General features: G+C 67.5%; 3 protein-coding genes. 1 reads left to right on the forward strand and 2 read right to left on the reverse strand.

Annotation, left to right across the window (positions count from 1 at the left end; all coding sequences use genetic code 11):
* Positions 1-55: 55 nt before the first annotated feature.
* Positions 56-17,167 (reverse strand): amino acid adenylation domain-containing protein, encoded by a 17,112-nt coding sequence (locus ABZS43_RS23960; RefSeq protein WP_355038178.1) that lies wholly within the window; start codon positions 17,165-17,167, stop codon positions 56-58.
* 767 nt (positions 17,168-17,934) lie between these two features.
* Here ABZS43_RS23960 and ABZS43_RS23965 point away from each other — a divergent pair.
* Positions 17,935-19,998 (forward strand): protein kinase, encoded by a 2,064-nt coding sequence (locus tag ABZS43_RS23965; protein WP_355038179.1) that lies wholly within the window; start codon positions 17,935-17,937, stop codon positions 19,996-19,998.
* Between the two features lie 169 nt (positions 19,999-20,167).
* On the opposite strand, the gene ABZS43_RS23970 is transcribed toward ABZS43_RS23965, so the two are convergent.
* Positions 20,168-20,926 carry a hypothetical protein gene (locus ABZS43_RS23970; protein ID WP_355038180.1) on the reverse strand — a complete coding sequence of 253 codons (759 nt, stop codon included), beginning with the start codon at positions 20,924-20,926 and terminating at the stop codon, positions 20,168-20,170.
* Positions 20,927-20,931: the final 5 nt, after the last annotated feature.

Raw genomic sequence — 20,931 nt, forward strand, 5'->3', positions numbered from 1 at the left:
TCACCGGCGGACCGTCGGGTCGCCATCGCGAACGGTAGCGACGCGCCGCTCGCAATCAGAACCGGTCCAGCGTCGTGTCGAACTCGGTCGCCACGTGTTCGACTGTCGCGGCATCGACAATATCGGCTGCGTACTCCAGCATGCCGAACAATGCCTGTGGGCGCCCGTCGTCGTTCTTCTGCTCCGACAGGATCAGTGACAGCTCGAAATCGGTGGGGACGGGTGCGGTGACCGGCTCCCATTCCGCGGGTAGGCCACAGCGGTGCAGGTCCGCAGTGGGGATGTTCTGGAAGGCCAGCCGGATGCGTAGTCGGTCGCCGATTCCTAGCGTCTCGGTAAGGAACTCGAAGGGGATGTCCTGGTTGTCCAAGGCTTCGACGCGGACGCGTCCGAGTTCGGACAGCAGTTCCGGAAGGTCTCGATGCCGGACGAGGTCGCTGCGTAAGACCAAGAAGTTGGTGAACCTGCCCACCGCGGGTTCGAGGCCGGTTTCCGTGCGGCCTGCCGTGGGGGCGCAGATGGCGATGTCATCTCCGAAACCGGACTGTTGCAGCGCCAGTACGAAGGCGGCATGGACGAGGGTGAAGACGCTGGTGTCGTAGCGCGTGGCGGTGTCCTGTAGGCGCCGGTATCGGTGTGGGTCGAGATAGATGGCCCGCGAATCGGCGTACGGTTGCGCGGCGGCACGACGTTCCAGTACTGGTGCGGCCGTTGGTAATCCAGCAAGGGCCGAGGTCCAATAGGTCAGCTGTCGGTCGAACTCGGCACGCCCCGGCCCGGTGACCAGGTTCCGTTGCCACACCGCGTGTTCCGCGTATTGAATCGGCAGGGGCTCCCAGTCGGGTTGGGACCCGGCATGCCGGGTCAGCAGGGCGGTGGCGAGGTCGTGAACCAGGGGGGCGATGGACCAGCCGTCCGCGGCGATGTGGTGCAGGACGATCAATAGCCGGGTCGCGCCGTCGGAACCCGAATACATGCGGACCCGCAAGGGCAGGTCGGTTCGCAGATCGAAGGGGCGCGCGAGACAGGCCCGCACGGTTGCCGAGATATCGCTGGTGGTCGAAGCGGTGAAGTCGATCGAGCCGACCGCCCGAATGTCCTGATATCCGGGAAATACCGTGCGCAGAACCTCGTGGCGGGTGGTCAAATCGATGAGAGCGGCGCGTACCGTGTCCGGTCCCACCGGTTCGGTCAGCCGCAACAGCAACGTGTAGGCGCGGCCGGGGCCGGGCTCGGTGCGCTCACGCTCGTTCAGCTCGGCCAGTCGCAGCTGTGCGAACGACAGCGCAACGGTGTCGGGACGGACGACATCGGCGCGAGTGGGCAGTCGGGCCGGGCGAGGTGACAGCGCGGCGAGCGCGGCGACCGTGCGCGCCTGGAAGATCTCCCGCATGGAGATCTCCGCAGCGAGAACAGTGCGCGCCCGCGAGCGCAGCCGAACCGCGCTCACCGAATCTCCGCCCATGCGGAAGAAATCGTCATCGATACCGATGGAAGGCAGGCCGAGCACGTCGGCGAACGCGGCAGCCAGTGCCGCTTCCCGTTCGTCGCGTGGCGCCCTGCCGGTCGACACGGCGCCGAAATCAGGTGCCGGAAGGGCATGTACATCGAGCTTGCCGTTCACCGTCAGCGGCCAGCGATCGATGCGGGTGATCGCCGCGGGCATCATGTACTCCGGCAAGTACCCGGACAGTCGGCGCGGCAGGTCCGCGACGACGGCCGCGTCGGTGTCACGCAGGTAGGCGAGGAGGCGGCCGTCGCGAACGATGACACGAGCATCCGCGCCGTCCGCGCACCGGGTCAGCGCAGCCTCGATCTCCCCCGGTTCGATCCGGAACCCGCGCAGCTGCACCTGTTGGTCGCCGCGACCCAGATAGTGCAGTTCGCCGCGCCACCACCGCCCCAGGTCACCCGAGCGGTACATGCGTGATCCCGGTGGTCCGTAGGGATCGGCGACGAACCGGGTCGCCGTGAGTCCCGGGCGACAGCGGTAGCCGCGCGCGATCTGTGTGCCAGCCGGATAGAGCTCACCGGTGCTGCCTTCCGGAGCCCTCCGCAACCGGGAATCCAAGATGTGCGTGCGAAGGCCGGGCAGCGCGGCACCGATGGGGCTGCCCACCGTCCGAGTGTCGACGGTGCCACGATCGAGTTCGCGCCACGTCACATGCACTGTGGTCTCGGTGATTCCGTACATGTTGACCAGCCTCGGGTGTGGTCCGGGATGCCGGTCGTACCAGTCACCGAGCATGCCCATATCCAAGGCTTCGCCGCCGAAGATGACATACCGCAGCGCGAGCGCCGAGCTCGTCCCGGCTGCGCGGTCGGCTTCGATCAACTGACGGAACGCCGTCGGCGTCTGGCACAGCACGCTCACCCGCTCGCGAACCAGCAAGTCCCACAGCAGATCTGGCGACCGCGATGTCAGATGGTCGATGATGACCGCCGTTGCGCCGGAGAGCAGGGCTCCCCACAACTCCCATACCGCGAAGTCGAAGGCGAGGGAATGGAATACCGTCCACACATCGGTTTTCCCGATATCGAACAGCGGCAGGGTATTCCGGAACAGCTGCACCGCGTTGCGGTGTGTCACGGCGACGCCCTTGGGAGTTCCGGTGGATCCGGAGGTGTAGATGAGGTAGGCGAGGTTGTCGGCACGTGCTGGCGCGCGACCCGGTGTGCCCGCGGTGACGGGTTCACCGGCGACGTCGATCAGCAGCACCGTCCGGTCGCCGACCGGCAATCGCGCGGCCAGCTCGGCCGTCGTGAGCACGATGGCGGCGGACGCGTCCGCCAACACGAATTCCAGTCGTTCGCTCGGTGCGGACGGGTCGATCGGAAGATAGCCGGCGCCCGATCGCAGCACCGCGAGCAGCGCGACAGGCAGTTGCGCGGTGCGTTCCACGGCGACTGCCACCACGGTGTCCGGACCGGCGCCCGCCCGGAGCAGATGTTCGGCCAGCGGGTCGGCACGCCCGGCCAGCTCAGCGTAGGTCAGTGCCGTCGCACCCGCCCGGACGGCGATCGCCTGCGGATGTGCGGCCACGACGGCGTCGAACAGATCGACCAGGGTGGCATCGGTCGCCTCGGCCCCACCGGCGTGGCCGGACTGCGGCTCGGCGCGCTCCGGTACCAGGAGCAGGTCGATATCACCGACGGTGATGTCGGGGTCGGCGACCACCTCCGCGAGCACCTGCCCGAAGCGATCCGCGATGTCGCGGACCGTGCGCTCGTCGAAAATATCGGTGGCATAGGTCATCCGGCCGCGAAACTCGCTGTCGGACGGAGTATCGACGACAGTGACGGTGAGATCGAACATCGACGCTCGGACCGGGACCTCCAGCGCGGTCATCCGCAGTCCGGGTAGTTCGAAGATGGCCTCGGGCAGGTTCTGATATGCCAGCGCCACCCGGAACGGCGGTGACGCGCCTGGGCCGCGCACCGAATGCACTACCCGATCCATCGGAATGTCGGCATGCGCGAACGCCGCTGAGTCGGTGCGGGTTCGGCGAGCGAGCAAGGCGGTGAACGATTCCGCCGGATCGACCCGAGTGCGCAGGATGAGGGTGTTGACGAACATTCCCACCAGATCGTCCAGCGCGGCTTCGCCACGTCCGGCGACCGGCACGCCGATTGCCACGTCCTCGACGGCCGCCAGCCGGGCCAGCAGCACTGCCAAAGCGGTGTGCAGGATCATGAACACCGTCGTGTCGTGATCGCGTGCCAGGAAACGCAGGCGCGACGCCGTGGCGGCGGTGATACCGAATTCGAGGGCAGCGCCTGCGTCGGTCGGCACGGGGGGCCGACGCCGGTCGGCGGGGAATCCCGACTGCTCCGGCAGTCCGGCCAATGCCGTCCGCCAGAACGAGAGCTGTTCGGCGGCAAGGGAGTTGGCGTCGCGTTCGGCTCCGAGAAGGGCGTGGTGCCACTGCGTGTAGTCCCGGTAGTGCACCGACAGCGGGTTCCACGCCGGCGCCGCGCCCGCGCTGCGCGCGGCGTAGGCGACCATCAGATCGCGCGCCAGTGGCCCCATCGACCACCCGTCCACGGCGATATGGTGAGCGACGAGGGCGAGTACGTGCTCGCCGCTCGCCGCGGTCTGGCCGGTATCGCCGATGTACCGGAACAGCGCGACGCGGACCGGGATTTCGGTGGACACGTCGAAACCCGCGCCGGTGACCTCCTGCAGCCGGGCGTTCAGATCGGTCTCGGAGGTCACAGGGATGACGGAAAGCGGATAGGCGTCCGATGGCGCCGGACCTACGAGCTGTACGGGTCCATCCGTGGTCTCGGGATAGCGAGTGCGCAGCGGCTCGTGGCGGGCCACGACGTCGGCGATCGCGCTCGCCAGCGCCGTGATGTCCAATTCACCGGTCAAGCGAACCGTGATGGGGATGTTGTAGGCCGCGGAATCGAGATCGGACTGGTTGACCAGCCACATCCGTCGCTGTGCGGGTGAGAGTGGAATACGGTCCGGGCGCGGCATCGGCTCCAGTGCAGGCCGGATATCGACGCTCGAGCCGTGTTCGACCATGGCGGCCAGCGCGACGACGGTCGGCGCCTCCCACAGCAGCCGCACCGGCACCCGGGTGGCCAATTCCGCGCCGAGCCGGGCCGCGACCCGCATGGCGATCAGGCTGTCGCCGCCGAGCTCGAAGAAGTTCTCGGCGCGGCCGACGCGCTCGAGTCCGAGCACACCGGCGAAAACCCCGGCGATGATCGTCTCGACTTCGCCCACGGGTGCCAGGAACTCACGCGGGGCCGGTGCTGGTTCGGGCAACTTCGCGCGATCGAGTTTGCCGACCGAGGTGAGCGGTAGTCGGCCGAGCACTTCGATCGCGGCGGGCACCATGTGCGCGGGCAGTGTTCCGGACACGAACTCGACCACGTTACCGGTGTCGATTGTGCGCCCTGGCGTCGCGAGCACATAGGACACCGGCACGGTCGTGCCCCCGGGGCCGTCTCGGCCGACGGTGACGGCGAATTCGACGTCCGGGTGACACCGCAGCGCCGCGTCGATCTCGCCGAGTTCCACCCGGATTCCGCGGATCTTGACCTGGAAGTCGGAACGGCCGAGATAGTCGAGTTTCCAGCGGCTGCCCGTCTGCGCCGCGATGTCATCCGGTTGCTGCCCTGGTTCGGCGTACCAGCGCGCGAGGTCGCCGGTGCGGTACATTCGCGAGCCCTCGTCGCTCCACGGGTTGGCGACGAAGCGGGCCGCGGTCAGGCTCGGCCGATTGTGGTAGCCGCGTGCCAGCGCGCCGCCTGCGAGATAGAGCTCGCCCACGACCCCCGGCGGCACTGGATTGAGCCGCCCGTCGAGCAGCAGCGCTGACATGCCGTGCACCGGCGTGCCGACGGTGACGCGTCCGCCGGGCGTCGATCGGGCGTACGTGGAGATGATCGTGGTCTCGGTGGGTCCGTAGGCATTGAAGTAGCTGCGCCCAGGAGCCCATCTCGCCACCAGGTCCGCGGTAGTGATGTCGCCTCCGACCGATGCCACCTCCAGGGCCGGTAGCTCGGCCGGGTCCATGGTGCCGAGTAGCGCGGGGGTGATGATCGTGTGTGTCACACCCTCGGATCGCATCAGGTCGGCCAGTTCCTGACCGCCGATGAGGCCGGGCGGCGCGATGACCAGGGTGGCGCCCGTGTAGCCCGCGCACACCCATTCCAGCACCGACGGGTCGAAGCTCGGCGAGCATATATGGAGCATCCGGTGCCGTGACCGCAGCCGGTACAGCTCCGTCGCCGTGGCGACGAGACCGCCGATTCCCGCATGGGTCACGACAACCCCTTTGGGCGTGCCGGTCGATCCGGAGGTGTAGACGAGATAGGCCGGATGGCGCATCGCCAGCGGGGCGATCCGGTCGGCATCGGTGATCGGATCCGGCGGTTGCGCCTCGATCAGCTCCGCCGCGGCCGGCTCATCGAGGGACAGCCATGTCACATTTCCCGGCAACCGATCCAGCTGCCGCCGCGTGGTGAGCCCGAGGACCGCCCCGGAGTCATCGATCATGTGCCGTATACGAGTTTCCGGATAGTTCGGATCCACCGGCATATGCGCGCCACCGGCCTTTGCCACCGCCCAGAACGCGGTCAGCATTTCACAGGAGCGTGGAAAAGCCAGCGCCACCACCTTTTCCGGGCCGACACCCTGGTCGATCAACACCCGCGCCAACCGCGAGGAGTGCTCGTCCAGCTCCCGATAGCCGATGGATCGTCCCCGGTAGCGGACCGCGATCCCGTCCGGGTGGTGTCGCGCGCCCCGAGTCAGCAGCTCGGGAAGCAGGTCGGTGGCCATCACATCGTCGCGGTGCACGCGAGTGAGCAGCCGATATTCGTCGCCGTCGAGCAGCGCCAGATCGCCGACCGGCAGCTGCGGCGAGTTCACGATCGCGGCCAGCAGCCGGGCGAAACGCCGCGCGAAGAGGGTGACGGTGTCATCGTCGAAAAGGTCGCGGGCGAAGGAGAATTCCGCCTCGAGCCCGGCGCCGCCGCTGGTCTCCCTGACGGTGAGGGCGAGATCGAACTTGGCCGTGTCCAGGTCGATTTCTATGCTTTCGGCCCGCAGTCCCGGCAGTTCCGCCTCGATTCGCGGCAGGTTCTCGAATAACAGCGCCACCTGGAACAGCGGATGCCTGCCGGTGGAGCGATCCGGCGCGAGCAGCGCGACAACCCGATCGAACGGCAGGTCGGCATGCGCGAACGCCCGCAGGTCTGTTTCCTTGGTCTCGGCGAGTAGATCGGCGAAGGTCTGCGCTCCCCGCACCCGCACCCGCAGCACCAGCGTGTTGACGAACATGCCGACGACATCATCGAGCTCTGGCGCGCCGCGGCCGGCGACCGCGGTACCGACGGCGATATCGTCCATACCCGAAAGCCTGGACAGCAACAGCGCGAACGCGGCGTGCACGACCATGAACACCGTCGCGTCGTGTTTTTCGGCCAAGTCGATCAGCGCATGACGCAACTGCCCATCGAGCGCGAATCGCACGTGACCGCCCGAGAACGAGCCGACCTGCGGCCGTGGCCGATCAACGGGCACAGTCAACTCCACGGGCAGGCCGGCCAGGGCGGTGCGCCAGTAGTCGGCCTGGGTGCGCACGAGGCTGCCTGGATCGGTTTCCGAGCCCAGCATTTCCCGCTGCCAGATAGTGAAGTCGGCGTACTGCACCGGCAACGGTGACCAGTCCGGTGCGCGGCCGACCGCCCGGGAGGCGTAGGCGAGGGTCAGATCACGGACGAGCGGTCTCATGGACCAGCCGTCGGCGCTGATGTGGTGCACCGCGAACACCAGGACGTGCTCGCTCTCGGCGACCTGGAGCAGCTCGGCGCGCAAGGGCACCTGGGTCGACAGATCGAATCCGGTCGCGACCGTCTCGGCGATCCGGTCGCGCAGCGCCGCGGCGGGCACCGGAATGGGGGTCAGGTCCGGAATCGCCTGGTCCACCGGCAGGATCACCTGGTGCGGTCGGCCCTCGTGTGCGGGGTAGACGGTGCGAAGCGGTTCGTGCCGGGCGATCACATCCGCGACGGCCCGGTGCAGCGCGGTGCGATCGAGATCACCGGACAGCCGTACGGCGGCCGGGATGGTGTAGCGCGCCGAGTCGGTGTCGAAGCCGTTCAGGATCCACATTCGCTGCTGAGCCGAGGACAACGGCAGCACCTCGGGCCGCCGACCGGCGACCAGGGCGCGACGTCCGCCCGTACCGGCCCGCTGTTGCACCGCCGCGGCCAGGCCGGCGACGGTGGGCGCTTCGAATACGGTCCGCACCGGTACTCGCGCGTCCACCGCCGCGCCGATCCGGGATATCACCTGTGTGGCCAGCAGTGAATTTCCGCCCAGCGCGAAGAAGTCGTCATCGGCGCCGACCTGCTCGACGCCGAGTACATCGGCGAACACACCCGCCACGACGACCTCGACGGCGGCGGCGGGTGCGCGAAACTCGCGGACGCGAAATTGCGGCGCGGGCAACGCCTTTCGATCCACCTTGCCGCTCACGGTCGACGGCAGCGCGTCCAGTATCACCACGGCCGCGGGCACCATGTACGACGGCAGGCTCGCGCGGACATGATCCAATAGCGTCGGTTCGTCGACCGTGGCACTCGCGCTCGGCACGACGTACGCGGCGAGCTGGTCCGCGACTCCACCGCGCACCAGTGAAACCGCCGCGTGCCGGACCGCATCGTGGCGGAGCAGAGTGGCCTCGATCTCGCCGAGCTCGATGCGCTGACCGCGCAGCTTGACCTGGAAATCGCTGCGGCCGAGGTACTCCAGTGCGCCTCGGCGCCAGCGGACGATATCGCCGGTGCGGTAGAGCCGCGTGCCATCAGCGTGTGCGACGAATCGTAGCGCGGTCAACCCGGGCGCATTCCGGTAGCCGCGGGCCAGCTGCACACCCGTGACGTACAGTTCGCCTGCCATCCCCGGTGGCACGGGCTGGAGGTGCCGATCCAGCACATGTACCCGGGTGTTGGCGACCGGAAGTCCGATCGGCACGGTGGCGCACTCGCCGCCGATGGCCGTGTGCGAGGTGACCACCGTGGCCTCAGCGGGGCCGTACCAGTTGATCAGATCGGCGTGCGGCACTGCCGCGGCGAACCGCTCCGCCGTCGGCCCGGCGAGCTCCTCGCCGGCCGCGAAGACCCGCCGCAGCGACGTGAACTCGCCCCCTGGCGGCGCGGTGGCCGCGTAATCCAGCAGGGCATGCAGCATCGAAGGCACGAAATGTACCGTGGTGACAGAGAATTCACTGATCGTGCGAGCCAGATACGCGGGGTCGCGGTGTCCGTCCGGTTCGGCGATCACGATCGACGCTCCGGTCTGTAGCGGCCAGAACAGTTCCCACGCCGCGATGTCGAAGGTGATCGGGGTCTTGTAGAGGACCACATCGGAGCCCTCGTGCGGATAGTTGCGCTGGGCCCAGCGCAGCTGATTGGCCATCTGGCGGTGGGTGATCGCCACGCCCTTCGGCCGTCCGGTCGAGCCCGAGGTGTAGATCACGTAAGCGAGATTGTCCGCGCGCACCCGCTCGTCGGCCGGGTAATCTACCCGGTCCGGTAGCGTCGGGGTGTCCACGGCCACCACTGGAATGCCCGTGGCGGTGCGGAATTCGAGCTCGGCGGTGGTCAGCACGCAGCGGGGTGCGGCGTCGGTCAGCACCTGCTCGGTGCGCTCGGCCGGATGGTCCGGATCAATCGGGACGTAGGCGGCGCCCGCCCGCAGTACCGCGTAGACGGCGATGACCGAATCGATCCCGCGGCGCATGGCCACCGCGACCAGAGTTTCGGTTCCGACACCGAAGCCGCTCAACCTCGCGGCGAGAGCGCGGGACCTGGCATCCAGTTCGGCGTAGGTGCATACCGTCGCACCGCATCGCACGGCCGGTGCGCGCGGAGTCCGGGCGACCTGTGCGTCGAACAGTGTCAGCAGAGTCGTCTCGTCCCGAAGCTCGGGGACCGCGGTGTCGTTGGCCGCCGCCAACTCGGCCCGTTCGCGCCCGGACAGCACGTCGACGGAGCCCACCGTGGTCAGCGGATCGGCGGCGAATCGTTCGACGACCCGAGCCAATCGCCGCGCCAGGGCTGCCGCTTCCGGTTCGCCGAACAGCTCACGCAGGTACTTTAGGGTTACCTGCAACCGGTCCTCCAGCGTCACCATCACGGTCACCGGATAGTGCGTCCCGGTCACCGATTCGATGCCGGTGATCGTCACACCGCCTGCCACGCCGGCGTTCGCGAGTCCTTCCCTGTCGATCGGGAACGACTCGAACACCACCAGCGAGTCGAACAGATTCGCTACTCCGACGGCCTGCTGAATGTCGTCGAGCCCGAGGAAGTGGTGGTCGAGCAGTGCGGTCTGTTCCGCCTGTAGCCGGCGCGCCAGCTCGCCGAGGGTCTCGGCGGGGTCGAGTCGCACCCGGACAGGGATCGTGTTGACGAACAGCCCGATCATCGTCTCCACCCCGTTCACCGCGGCGGGTCGGCCGGAAACCGTTGCGCCGAAGACAACATCGCCGCGGTCGAGGATTCGTCCGATCACCAGGCCCCAGGCGGCCTGGATCACGGAGTTGACGGTGACGCCGAGGCGGGCGGCCGACCGCGACAGCGTCATCGTGTCCTGCCGCGACCACGCGAAACCGACCTCCCCGGCGCCGGCGGACAGCATCCTCGCCTGGTCGGCGGGGGCAAGCAGCGTCGGCTCGGCGACTCCGGTGAGCGCAGCGCGCCAGGCCAGTGCGGCCGGTCCGGTGTCCTGGGTGACCAGCCAGGCCAGATAGTCCCGATAGGAGCGCGCCTCGGGCAGCGCGGCGGCGTCGGCGTACAGCGTCAGCAGATCTCGCATCAGCAGCGGCAGGGACCAGCCGTCGACGAGGATGTGATGGGTGGTGACCAGCAGCCGGTGCGAGACATCGTCGATGCTCGTGGTCGGGGCGGGGATGCGGCACAGCGTGAACCGCAGCAGCGGCGCGGTGCGCAGATCGAACTGGTAGGTGAGATCATCGGAGCGCAACCGGTCGAGTTCCGCGGCGACCGTCTCCGGGGGCCATTCGGACAAATCGTGGAAACGCCAGGGCACCTCCAGGCCGTCCTGCACGATCTGCACCGGCTTACCCTGGCTGTCGTCGGCGAAAGCCACCCGCAGGCTGTCGTGCCGGTCCAGCAGCGCCTGCGCGGCGGCGCGTAACCGCTCTGGATGTATCGCTCCGGCCAGAGTTACCGCGAAACCCATGGTGTACGGGTCGGTCGCGGACTCGGCGAGCAGCGCGTGGAACAGCATTCCCGACTGCAGCGGCGCAACCGGCCACACCTCGGACAGCTGCGGATAGGCGCGCAGGAAACAATTCAGTTCGGGGTGTTGCGGATGGAACAGCGCGGCATCCGGTCGCGCGTCCGCGGTGGGTTCGACACCGGTCGCGCGACGCGCGACGCCCGCGACCGTCCTTGCCTCGAAGATATCTCTGGCCGTCAACCCGATTCCCCGCGATCGCGCTCGCGTCACCACGTGAATGGACATGACGCTGTCGCCACCGAGTTCGAAGAAATCATCGTCCGCGCCGACCTGCCCGCGGCCGAGCACATCGGCGTAGACCAGCGCGATGGTTTCCTCCGCCGCACCCATCGGCGCGCGGAACGCTCGGGTGGTCGATGCGGGGACGGGCAGTGCCGAGCGATCCAGCTTTCCGCTGGAGTTCAGCGGCAACTCGGTCAGAGTCACTATCGTGGCGGGCACCATGTACGCGGGCAGCGTCCGCCGCACAGCCCGCAGCAGTGCCGACTGGTCGATCTCCGCGCCCGGCGCGGGCACTGCGTAGGCGACCAGCCGATCGCCGAGTTCGGACGCCACCACCACGGCCACCGCCTGGTTCACCGCGGGCTCGGCAAGCAGCGCCGACTCGATCTCGCCGAGTTCGATGCGCTGGCCTCGGAGCTTGATCTGGAAATCTGTGCGCCCCAGGTATTCGAGGACTCCCCGGCCGTCTCGCGAACGCCTGCGAACCAGGTCACCGGTGCGGTACATCCGCTCGCTGTGCCCGAAGGGATTGGCGACGAACCGTTCCGAGGTCAGGTCCGCGCGTCCGAGGTATCCGCGCGCCAGCTGAGCACCGGCTAGATACAACTCACCAGCCACCCCCGGGGCCACCGGACGCAATCGCGAATCCAGCACGTACACCCTGGTGTTCCACTGCGGCACACCGATCGGCACGCTCGATCGATCGACATCGACTGCGGGCCAGTAGGTTACCGACACAGCGGCCTCGGTGGGACCGTAGAGGTTGTGAACGGCGGCATCCGTCACCGCGCGCACCGCTGCCACTGTCTCCGGCGGCAGCGCCTCACCGATCACGAATATCTCGCGCAGTGTCGGGCAGGCGCCCGGCGCGGTATGCGCGGCGAATACCGCGAGCGTCGACGGCACGAAGTCCGTCACCGTGACACGCTGCGCTGCGATTGTTTCCGCGAGGTAGGCCAGGTCGCGATGCCCGTCGTGTGTCGCGACGACGAGCTTGGCGCCCGCCCGCAGCGGCATGAGATAGCCCCAGAGCGATACGTCGAAGGTGGCCGCCGTTTTCTGTAGGTATACGTCCTCGGCGCGCAGCGGGTAGTGCGCCAGCATCCAGTCGATCTGGTTCCGGATCGCCGCGTGCGAGACCGCGACACCCTTCGGGCGGCCGGTCGAGCCGGAAGTGAAGATCACGTATGCCAGGTTGTCCGGATCGATCGGGCGCAGCAGTTCCTCGACACGCACCGGGGCCGCGTCGATACCGTCGAGCTCCAGGGCGTCCAGGTTCAGCACCGGAGTACCGTCGGGCACCGGGACGTCATCGGTGGTGGTGCCGAGCACGCAGACCGGTCGTGTGGTGTCGAGTACGTGCGCGATGCGCTCGGCCGGATGGTCGGGATCCAGTGGTACGAACGCACCGCCCGCGGTGATGATCGCGTACATCCCGACGACCAGATCCAGTGACCGCCGCACCGCCAGCCCGACGAGGGACTCCGGCCCGACGCCGACGGAGATGAGCAGTCGTGCCAGCCGGTTGACCTGCTGGTCGAACTCGCGGTACGTCAGTTCTGTGCCCTCGTGGACGAGGGCGACCCGATCCCCGTCAGCCGCGACCGTCCGCGCGTAGCCGGCCGACAACAGCTCGGGGTCCACCCGGCGATCGGTGTCGTTCCACTGCCGGAGCACCTGAGCCCGCTCGGTGTCACCCAGAATCTCCAGATCCCCGACGGGCGCGTCCGGATCGCCGATGATCCCCTCGATCAACCGGACGAATCGATCCAGAAACCGCTGTGCCGTGTCGCGGTCGAAGAGATCGGTCGCATAACTCAGGTGACCGCTGATTCCGGCTACCGCGCCCGACTCGTCATAGGTGTCACCGACGATCAGCTGCAGATCGAACTGCGCAGTCCCCGTATCGATGTCGACGGGACCTACCGTCAGGCCGGGCAGCTCGAGCGTCGGCCGCGTCTGGTTCTGGAACGAGAACCCCACCTGGAACAACGGATGCCGCGCCGTTGAACGCACCGGGTCGAGCGCCTCGACCACCCGGTCGAACGGCACATCCGCGTGGGCGAACGCGTGCAGATCGGTCTCGCGCTGCCGCGCCAGCAGTTCCCGGAACCCCACACCCCGATTCACCCGGGTCCGCAGCACCAGCGTATTGACGAACATGCCGATCACGTCATCGAGCACGGGGTCCGCACGGCCGGCGATCGGTGTGCCGATCACGATGTCATCGCTGCTGGACAGCCGCGCCAACAGCACCGCGAATGCCGTCCGCAACACCATGAACAGCGTGGCGTTTCCCGAGCGCGCCAAGCCGACCAGCGCGCCATGCGTCGAGGTATCGATCCGCAATTCCAGCATGCCACCAGCGAACGACCGCACCGCCGGTCTCGGACGATCGGTCGGCAGATCCAACCCGTCCGGCAGGTCCGCCAAGGCCGACCGCCAGTACGAGAGCTGCTGGTGCGCAATGGATGACGGGTCGTCCGGATCGCCGAGCAGGTCGTGCTGCCACATCGCGAAATCGGCGTACTGCAGCGGCAATGGTTGCCAAGACGGCGCGGACCCCGCCGAACGTGCCGTGTATGCCGTCATCAGATCGCGGGTCAACGGCACCATCGAGGCTCCGTCGGCCGCGATGTGATGCACGACCATCGCCAGCACGTACTCCGGTCGGGCTCCGGTGATCTCGCACAGAACCAGGCGGACCGGAACCTCGGTGGTCAGGTCGAACCCGGTAGCGGACAAAGACGCCAGCTCGGCGTCGATCGACTCCGGGGTGGCCGTCCGCAGTTCCAGCTCCGGCGCCGCCGCGGCAGGCAGAATCAGCTGTGTCGGACCGCCATCCGTCTCGGGATAATAGGTCCGCATCACTTCGTGCCTTGCCACCAGATCGCCGACCGCCGAACGCAATGCGGGCACATCCGGTTCTCCGACCAAACGCACCGCGATCGGCACGACGTACGCCGCCGACTGCGCTTCGAGCCGGTTCAGCAACCACATCCGGCGTTGCGCCGGGGACAGGGGAATTCGTTCGGGACGCGGACGGGCCATTACCACCGGCCGACCGGCGCCGGCGTCATGTGCGGACGTCCACGCGGCCAGCCGCGCCACAGTGGATGCTTCGAATACCGCCCGCACGGGCACGCTCGTGGCCAGCGCGGCGCCGAGCCGAGCGGCGACCCGATTGGCGGACAGCGAGTTTCCACCCAAGGCGAAGAAATCGTCGTCACGACCTACCAGGTGGTCACCGGGGAGCTCGAGTACCGCGGCGAAGACGCCTGCGACAATCTCCTCCTGCGGCGTCGCGAACGCTCGGAACGCCGCGCTCCGGACCGCCGCCTCCGGTAGGGCCGCACGATCCAGCTTGCCATTCGCGGTGAGCGGCAACGCATCCATCACCACGAAGGCCGAGGGCACCAGATATGCCGGCAACTCCCCCGCCAACTCGGCACGAAGGGCATCCACGTCGATCCGATGGCCCGCGGCCGGAATCAGGTACGCCACCAATTGATCGGCCGTGCCGACGGATACCACGGCCTGCGCGATCGAAGTACGCTCGCTGAGTCGATATTCGATCTCGCCCGGCTCGATGCGCAGACCACGGATCTTCACCTGGAAGTCGAGACGGGCGAGGAACTCGAGTGTGCCGCCTGCTGTCCACCTGGCCAGGTCGCCGGTGCGATACAAGCGGGCGCCCGGCTGGAACGGGTTGGCGACGAAATGCGCGGCGGTCAAGTCGGGACGACCCCAGTATCCCTGCGCCAGTTGCCGTCCCGACAGATACAGCTCACCGGCGGATCCGGTGGGCACCGGGCGCAGCCGCTCGTCGAGCACGTAGACGGCACTGTTCCATACCGGAGTCCCGATCGGCACGGACGTCAGGTCGTCGTCGGGGACCGCGTAACTGGTCACGGCGATCGCGGCCTCGGTCGGGCCGTACAGATGAAACAGCGCGAGGGACGGGTGACCTGCGCGCAGTCGCTGCGCGAGCGCGCCCGTGAGGGATTCACCTCCGGTCAGCACTCGCCGCAGCGAATCCGGTAGCGAACCGGCCAGCACATCGAGCATCGAGGGCACCGCGTGCAGTGTGGTGACCGACTCCTGCCGTAGCAGTTGCGCGACCGCGGCCAGATCGCGCTCGCTCCCTGGCGGTGCGATGACCAGGCGGCCTCCGCATGCCGTCGCGGACCAGAATTCCCATACCGACAGGTCGAAGGTCGCCGGTGTCTTCGCCAGCATGACATCGGTGGGGTCGAGGCCGAAATACGCGACCTTCCACGACAACTGATTCACCACCGCGTGGTGCGGCACCGCCACGCCCTTCGGCTGCCCGGTCGACCCGGAGGTGAACAGCACATACGCCGTGTCGAGCGGGTGGATCGGCGCGAGCCGTTCATCGTCGCCGACGGGGGCGTGGGCGTAGCCCGACAGGTCCAGGGTGTCGGTCTCGACGACCGTATAGCCTTCGGCCACGGTCACATCGGTGGTCGTCAGCACACAGACCGGGTCCGCCAGGTGCAGCAGCTCGCGGGTGCGGTCGGCCGGGTGGTCCGGGTCGATCGGCACGTAGGCTCCGCCGGCCACGCTGGTTGCGTACATGCCGACGACGAGGTCCAGCGAGCGGCGCATCGCGAGGACGACACGCGAACCCGGCACCACCCCAACCGATATCAAATGCCGGGCCAGGCGATACACCCGCGCTCCGAACTCGGCGTAAGTCAGATCGGTCCCGTCTGCGGTGATCGCCACGCCTGCCGGGGCGGCGGCGACTCGATTGTCCAGCAGATCGGGCAGAACGACCGCGGGTACCGCGACCTCGGTGGCGTTCCAGTCGACGAGCGTGCGGATGCGTTCCTCGGTGCTCATAACGGGCAATTCCCACACCCGCTCCTGCGCGTCGGCGGTCACGAAATACCGCAGGAACTCGAGAAACCGTGCGTGATGGACACGCGTTTCGGAACTCGTGTAGCGATCCGGATTCGCCTCCAGTTCAATTCGATAGCAGCCGCCGGTATTCGGATGATGAATATTGAGGTTGATATCCTCGACAAGCCCCGTCGAGAGAAGGCGGAGCCGGCCGGCCGCGGCGCCCAAATGAATATCTTCCAGGAACGGCATTATATTGACGCATGGGCCGATGATGCCGACATCCGCGACACCGATTTCTCGACGGATATCCTCGTACCGATAATTTTGATGCCGCAATGCGCCAAGGATGGCGAGCCGAGCGTATGCCGCAAATTCGGATATCGTTGTGGTGTGATCCATCGAAAGGCGCAGCGGCACCAGATTGGACATGACACCCGCCGACCGCCGTGCGGCCGCCGAGGTCCGGACTGCCACCGCGAGATTAACCAGGACGTCCCTGACACCGGTCATCCGGGCCACATACGCCGCGAATACGGCCGTGATGAGTACCGAATCCGAACAACCGAGCCGATCGGCGCACGCCGCGAGCATCACGCCGTCCCGGGCGCGCAGTTCACCGCTGTGATTATGTCCGCCGACGGCAGGTTTACCGACCCTGCCGGACAATCCCGGGCCCGGCGCCCAGCCGGCCATCCGGTCCATCCAATACGCCCGATCGGCCTCCCGTCGCCTACTGTCCCGATATGCGGTATCGGCGGTCACCAGCTCGGTCAGATCGCCGACCCGAACCCTTTCGAGCTCCCGTCCCGACACCGATGCCGAATAACGCTCGGCAGTCCTGCGCATCAAGACCATGGCACCGTAGCCGTCCAAGACGACATGGTGCGCACGCACATACCAGAACCAGCGTGTTTCGGCGATACGCACGAACGCGCTCCGGATCAGCCGGTCGGCCACCACATCCACCGGACGAGCGATATCCTGCCGCATCCACTCGTAGGCCGACTTCTCCGGATCCGCCGTATCGCGCATGTCGACCCGGAGGATTCGTCCACTCAATTCGGCGTCGACCACCTGGTACGGAACACCGTCCTCCTCAGCGATACGCACATACCCCGACGCCAATTCCAGTCCGGCCTGGGTACTGGCGTTTTCCAGCGCCGTTAGATCTATTTCGCCGACAATATCAACGTATAACGCGATATTGATCGGCGTATCGAGCCGAAGCTGTTGCGCCGTCCACATCGAGAGTTGCGCAGTGGACAGAGCTGAACGATTTGTTCCCACCGAAATATCCGAGCCTTCTATCTTCAATTCTTCGAACTCTCGAGGTGGGCGGAAGCTCCGCGGACCGTGCGCAAATACCCGATACAGTCCTCAGGGGAAGCGACGAACATTCAGCCCGGACACACCGTATCACCCCTGCGGATCATGGAACCTGCCCCGAATTCTATGGTCAGGAGTGAGCGATTTCCCGCGACGGGCAAGTCGCGGGAACCGGGGCAGTCCGTGTAGCACGAATATCTCCGCACTCACAAATTCTCGACAGTGAGTGCGCATTATCGCAGATCACGCGCCGTTGATCCGCACAATGATCCGCCGCGCCGCAACACACGGTTCCTGGGGTGCGTCGGGCTTCATATTCCGCGTGTCCAGCGCCCGCCGTCATGCCTGGAATAGACAGACGCGCAATGGGCTTGCGTGATTTCGGATGCTTGCTGGTTCCTCGTAAGCGGGTCACGAACACTCACGTTCACTGTCGCGCAGCACCCCGGGGTCGTTACACGACACACCGATTCGACTCCCGATGGCCGGGCGGGCACTCAACCGGGCGGACCGCTCGGCGTCGAGGGCTTGTGGCCGGGTATGGCGAGCCGTCACCAGCCGACCCGGCACAAGCCCCAGCCACGGCAACGTGCGCAACGCCACCGCCGAACCCAACCGATCCGCCCGATCGAAACAGCCGGTGCCTCGGCCGCGGAGTGTGAAAGTCCACCATGGTGTGGCAGGTTGGTACGCGTGGCGTTCATCGCACGCGGATCTCGGGGAGTGGAGTGCAGTTACAGGTAGGGGCGAATTTCGCCGGATACGTGATCGAGCGGTGTCTCGGCACCGGTGGTATGGGATCGGTGTATCTGGCTCGGCATCCGCGCCTGGAACGCTCGGTCGCGCTGAAACTGATGACCGACGGGTACAACGCCGATCCGAAGGTGCGTGCGGCCTTCGATCGTGAAGTGAGTGTGGCGGCCCGGCTCGATCATCCGAATATCGTCGCCGTCTATGACCGCAGTGGCCCCGAGGACGACGCACTGTGGCTGACCATGCGCTACATCGCGGGCGGCGACGCGGGCGTTCTCCTGGACGCTTCGCCGCGTGGGCTCGCGCCCGAGCATGCGGTTCGGATCATCGGAGATGCCGCGGAAGCATTGGATTTCGCGCACGACCAGGGCGTGGTGCACCGCGACGTGAAACCGGCCAACCTGATGGTCGAGCACGGGGCACGCGGTGAAATTCGGGCGCTGCTCACCGATTTCGGTATAGCCCGCACCCGCGACGATACCGTCACCATGTCGTCGATCTCGGCGAGCTTCGCCTACGCCGCGCCGGAACGGTTCTCCCATACCGCCGATCACCGTTCCGATATCTATTCACTGGGTTGCACCCTCTATCACCTGCTCACCGGGATGTACCCCTTTCCACGCGGCGATCAGGCCGCCGTCATCGCCGCACATCTCACCGCGCCGCCGCCGTCCCCGCGTGAGTTGCGTCCGGAGCTTCCGACGGAATTCGACGCCGTTATCGCCACGGCCATGGCCAAGAAGCCCGACCGTCGCTATCCCACCTGTGGCGCGCTCGCCGACGCCGCGCGCGACGCGCTCTCCTCCGTCGCGATTTCGCAACTGGTGTCTGTGCCGAATGTGACCCGGGACGTCGATTCCGCAGCCCCGTCGAGGAAGCGAACCCGACCGCTGTCGACACCCGCCGACCGCGACGGCGATATCGATCGGGCCGACGAGGGTCAGGAGTCCTCCTCTCGGCCGAAATCGGCGCGCGCCGAGGATGTTCCGCGCGAGACGCGAGCGCGGGTCGAGAGCGTCGAATTGCCCGGGGCACTCCGACGGGAATCCGCGCCGACCGATCGTGCCGAGCCCCCCGCTGTGCCGTCCGTGGCACGGCCACCGGAATCGGCGTCGAGCGAGCGTGTCGAGCCCGATTCCGCGCCGACCGGCAGGCCACGGCCGGGAACCGTGTCACCGCACGAATCCGGCCCCGATCCGGTCGCGGCGCGGCAGACTGCCATTGCCGCGAACGAGCCGAACGATCGCGGCGTCGAGCCGGTCGGTGCTCGCCGACTCGACCCCACATTGCCCGATCCCGACCTGCCCGATCCCGACCTGCCCGATCCCGACCTGCCCGATCCCGACCTGCCCGATCCCGACCTGCCCGATCCCGGCAAGGCCGAGCCGGGTGATTCGAATCCCACTGTGCCCGAAGCAGATCCGTCGAATCGCGGCGCGGCGGAACTGCCACCTCCGACGCGCTCGACCGATTCGGTCGCGCCCGCCCGACGGCGAGTGTTGATGGCCACGGTTGTCGGGTCGATCGTGTTCGCCGTCGGTGTCGCTGTCGCCACAGCTCTGGTCCGTGCCCCGGCCGACGCTCCCGCGACCCCGTCGCCGGTTCCTGCGGTTCCCGCCGGTCCCGCCGGTCGTTCCACGACACCCACCGCCGAACCGATTGTCGTGCGGGCCAGTCCGACGCAGACCCGAACCACGCGACCGCCCGCCGAATCACCCCCGGCCGAATCGTCCGCACTCGATGTCGTCGAGCTGCCCGCCACGCCACCGGCCGGGCCGAATTCGATCCAGCCGCCCGCATCCCTTCCGTTGTTCCCGCCGACCGAGGACGCCGCCGCCGACGTAGGGCAGACCGGATCGAGCACGGCGACGCCGCCGCCGACCTCCCACCGACCTGTGACCAGCACGACGGTCCCGCCGACAACAAGCGAACCCACCACCACACCGACGATTTCACCGTCGACGACGCCCCCGACCACGAGTGCGCCGACCTCGACCGCGGCCACCGACGTTCCGATCAGTACGACCGTGCCGGGCTGATTCAGCGGTCCGATATTCGGATCGCTGTCGGTCTGGCGTGCCGGGGGTCGGCGTAGGCGTGCGATTCGAAGATCGGCGCGAGCCTGCGGGAACAATATGATCGGTCACTGCCCGAAGTGCCATGAATGGACCGCAATCATCGTCCGCTCGAGGCAATCGGGTCTCGGGGTCAGGACTCGGCAGCGTCCGCGGCGTCGGTCGACTCGGCAGCGTCCGCGGCGTCGGTCGACTCGGCGGGGGCCGCAGTGTCGGTCGACTCGGCGGGGGCCGCAGTGTCGGTCGACTCGGCGGAGGCCGCGGTGTCGGTCTCGACAGCTGGCGCCCGGCGGGAGGCGAGGAACTCGTCGACGATGCGGACATGGTCGTCATGGGTGGTTCGGGCGGCACCGACCAGCCGCCTGTAGGCGACCGGGCCGACCAACTGCGCGACCACGGCGGGGACATTGTCCTCACCGAGCACGATCCGGCCCTCCTCTGTCGCGAACAATTCCTCGAACGGCGCACGGTAGTGATAGTTCAACCCCATGCGGAACATGGCGGCCTTGGTCATCTCCGCGCTGGCCTCGGCCGGAGCACCGGCCGCGAACCAGGTCAGGGCCACCCTGCTCAGCGGCGCTGTTTGGATAACCACCGCTTGCCGGTCGACCAGCTCGATCAGCCTGTCGCGCAACGCCCCTTCCCCGGGCGCGGTCACAGCGGGCAGAAGCACGCGATACATCGCGGCCGTTCCCGCCACGACACCCTTGCCGAGATACTCGTACATGGTGTTCTTCGCGGCCGTCTTCCGCTGGCCGTACGCGTAGACGGCAAGAGGCTTGAGACCACCCGACTTGATCAGTGTCGCCACCGCACGCAGCTGCTCTGCCCGTGTGGGCGGAGCCTGCGAGGGCTCCGCCGACGGGGTGTCCTCGGTGATCTCAGTCGTCATCGGAT

Source organism: Nocardia sp. NPDC005366 (assembly GCF_040606855.1).
GTDB lineage: Bacteria > Actinomycetota > Actinomycetes > Mycobacteriales > Mycobacteriaceae > Nocardia.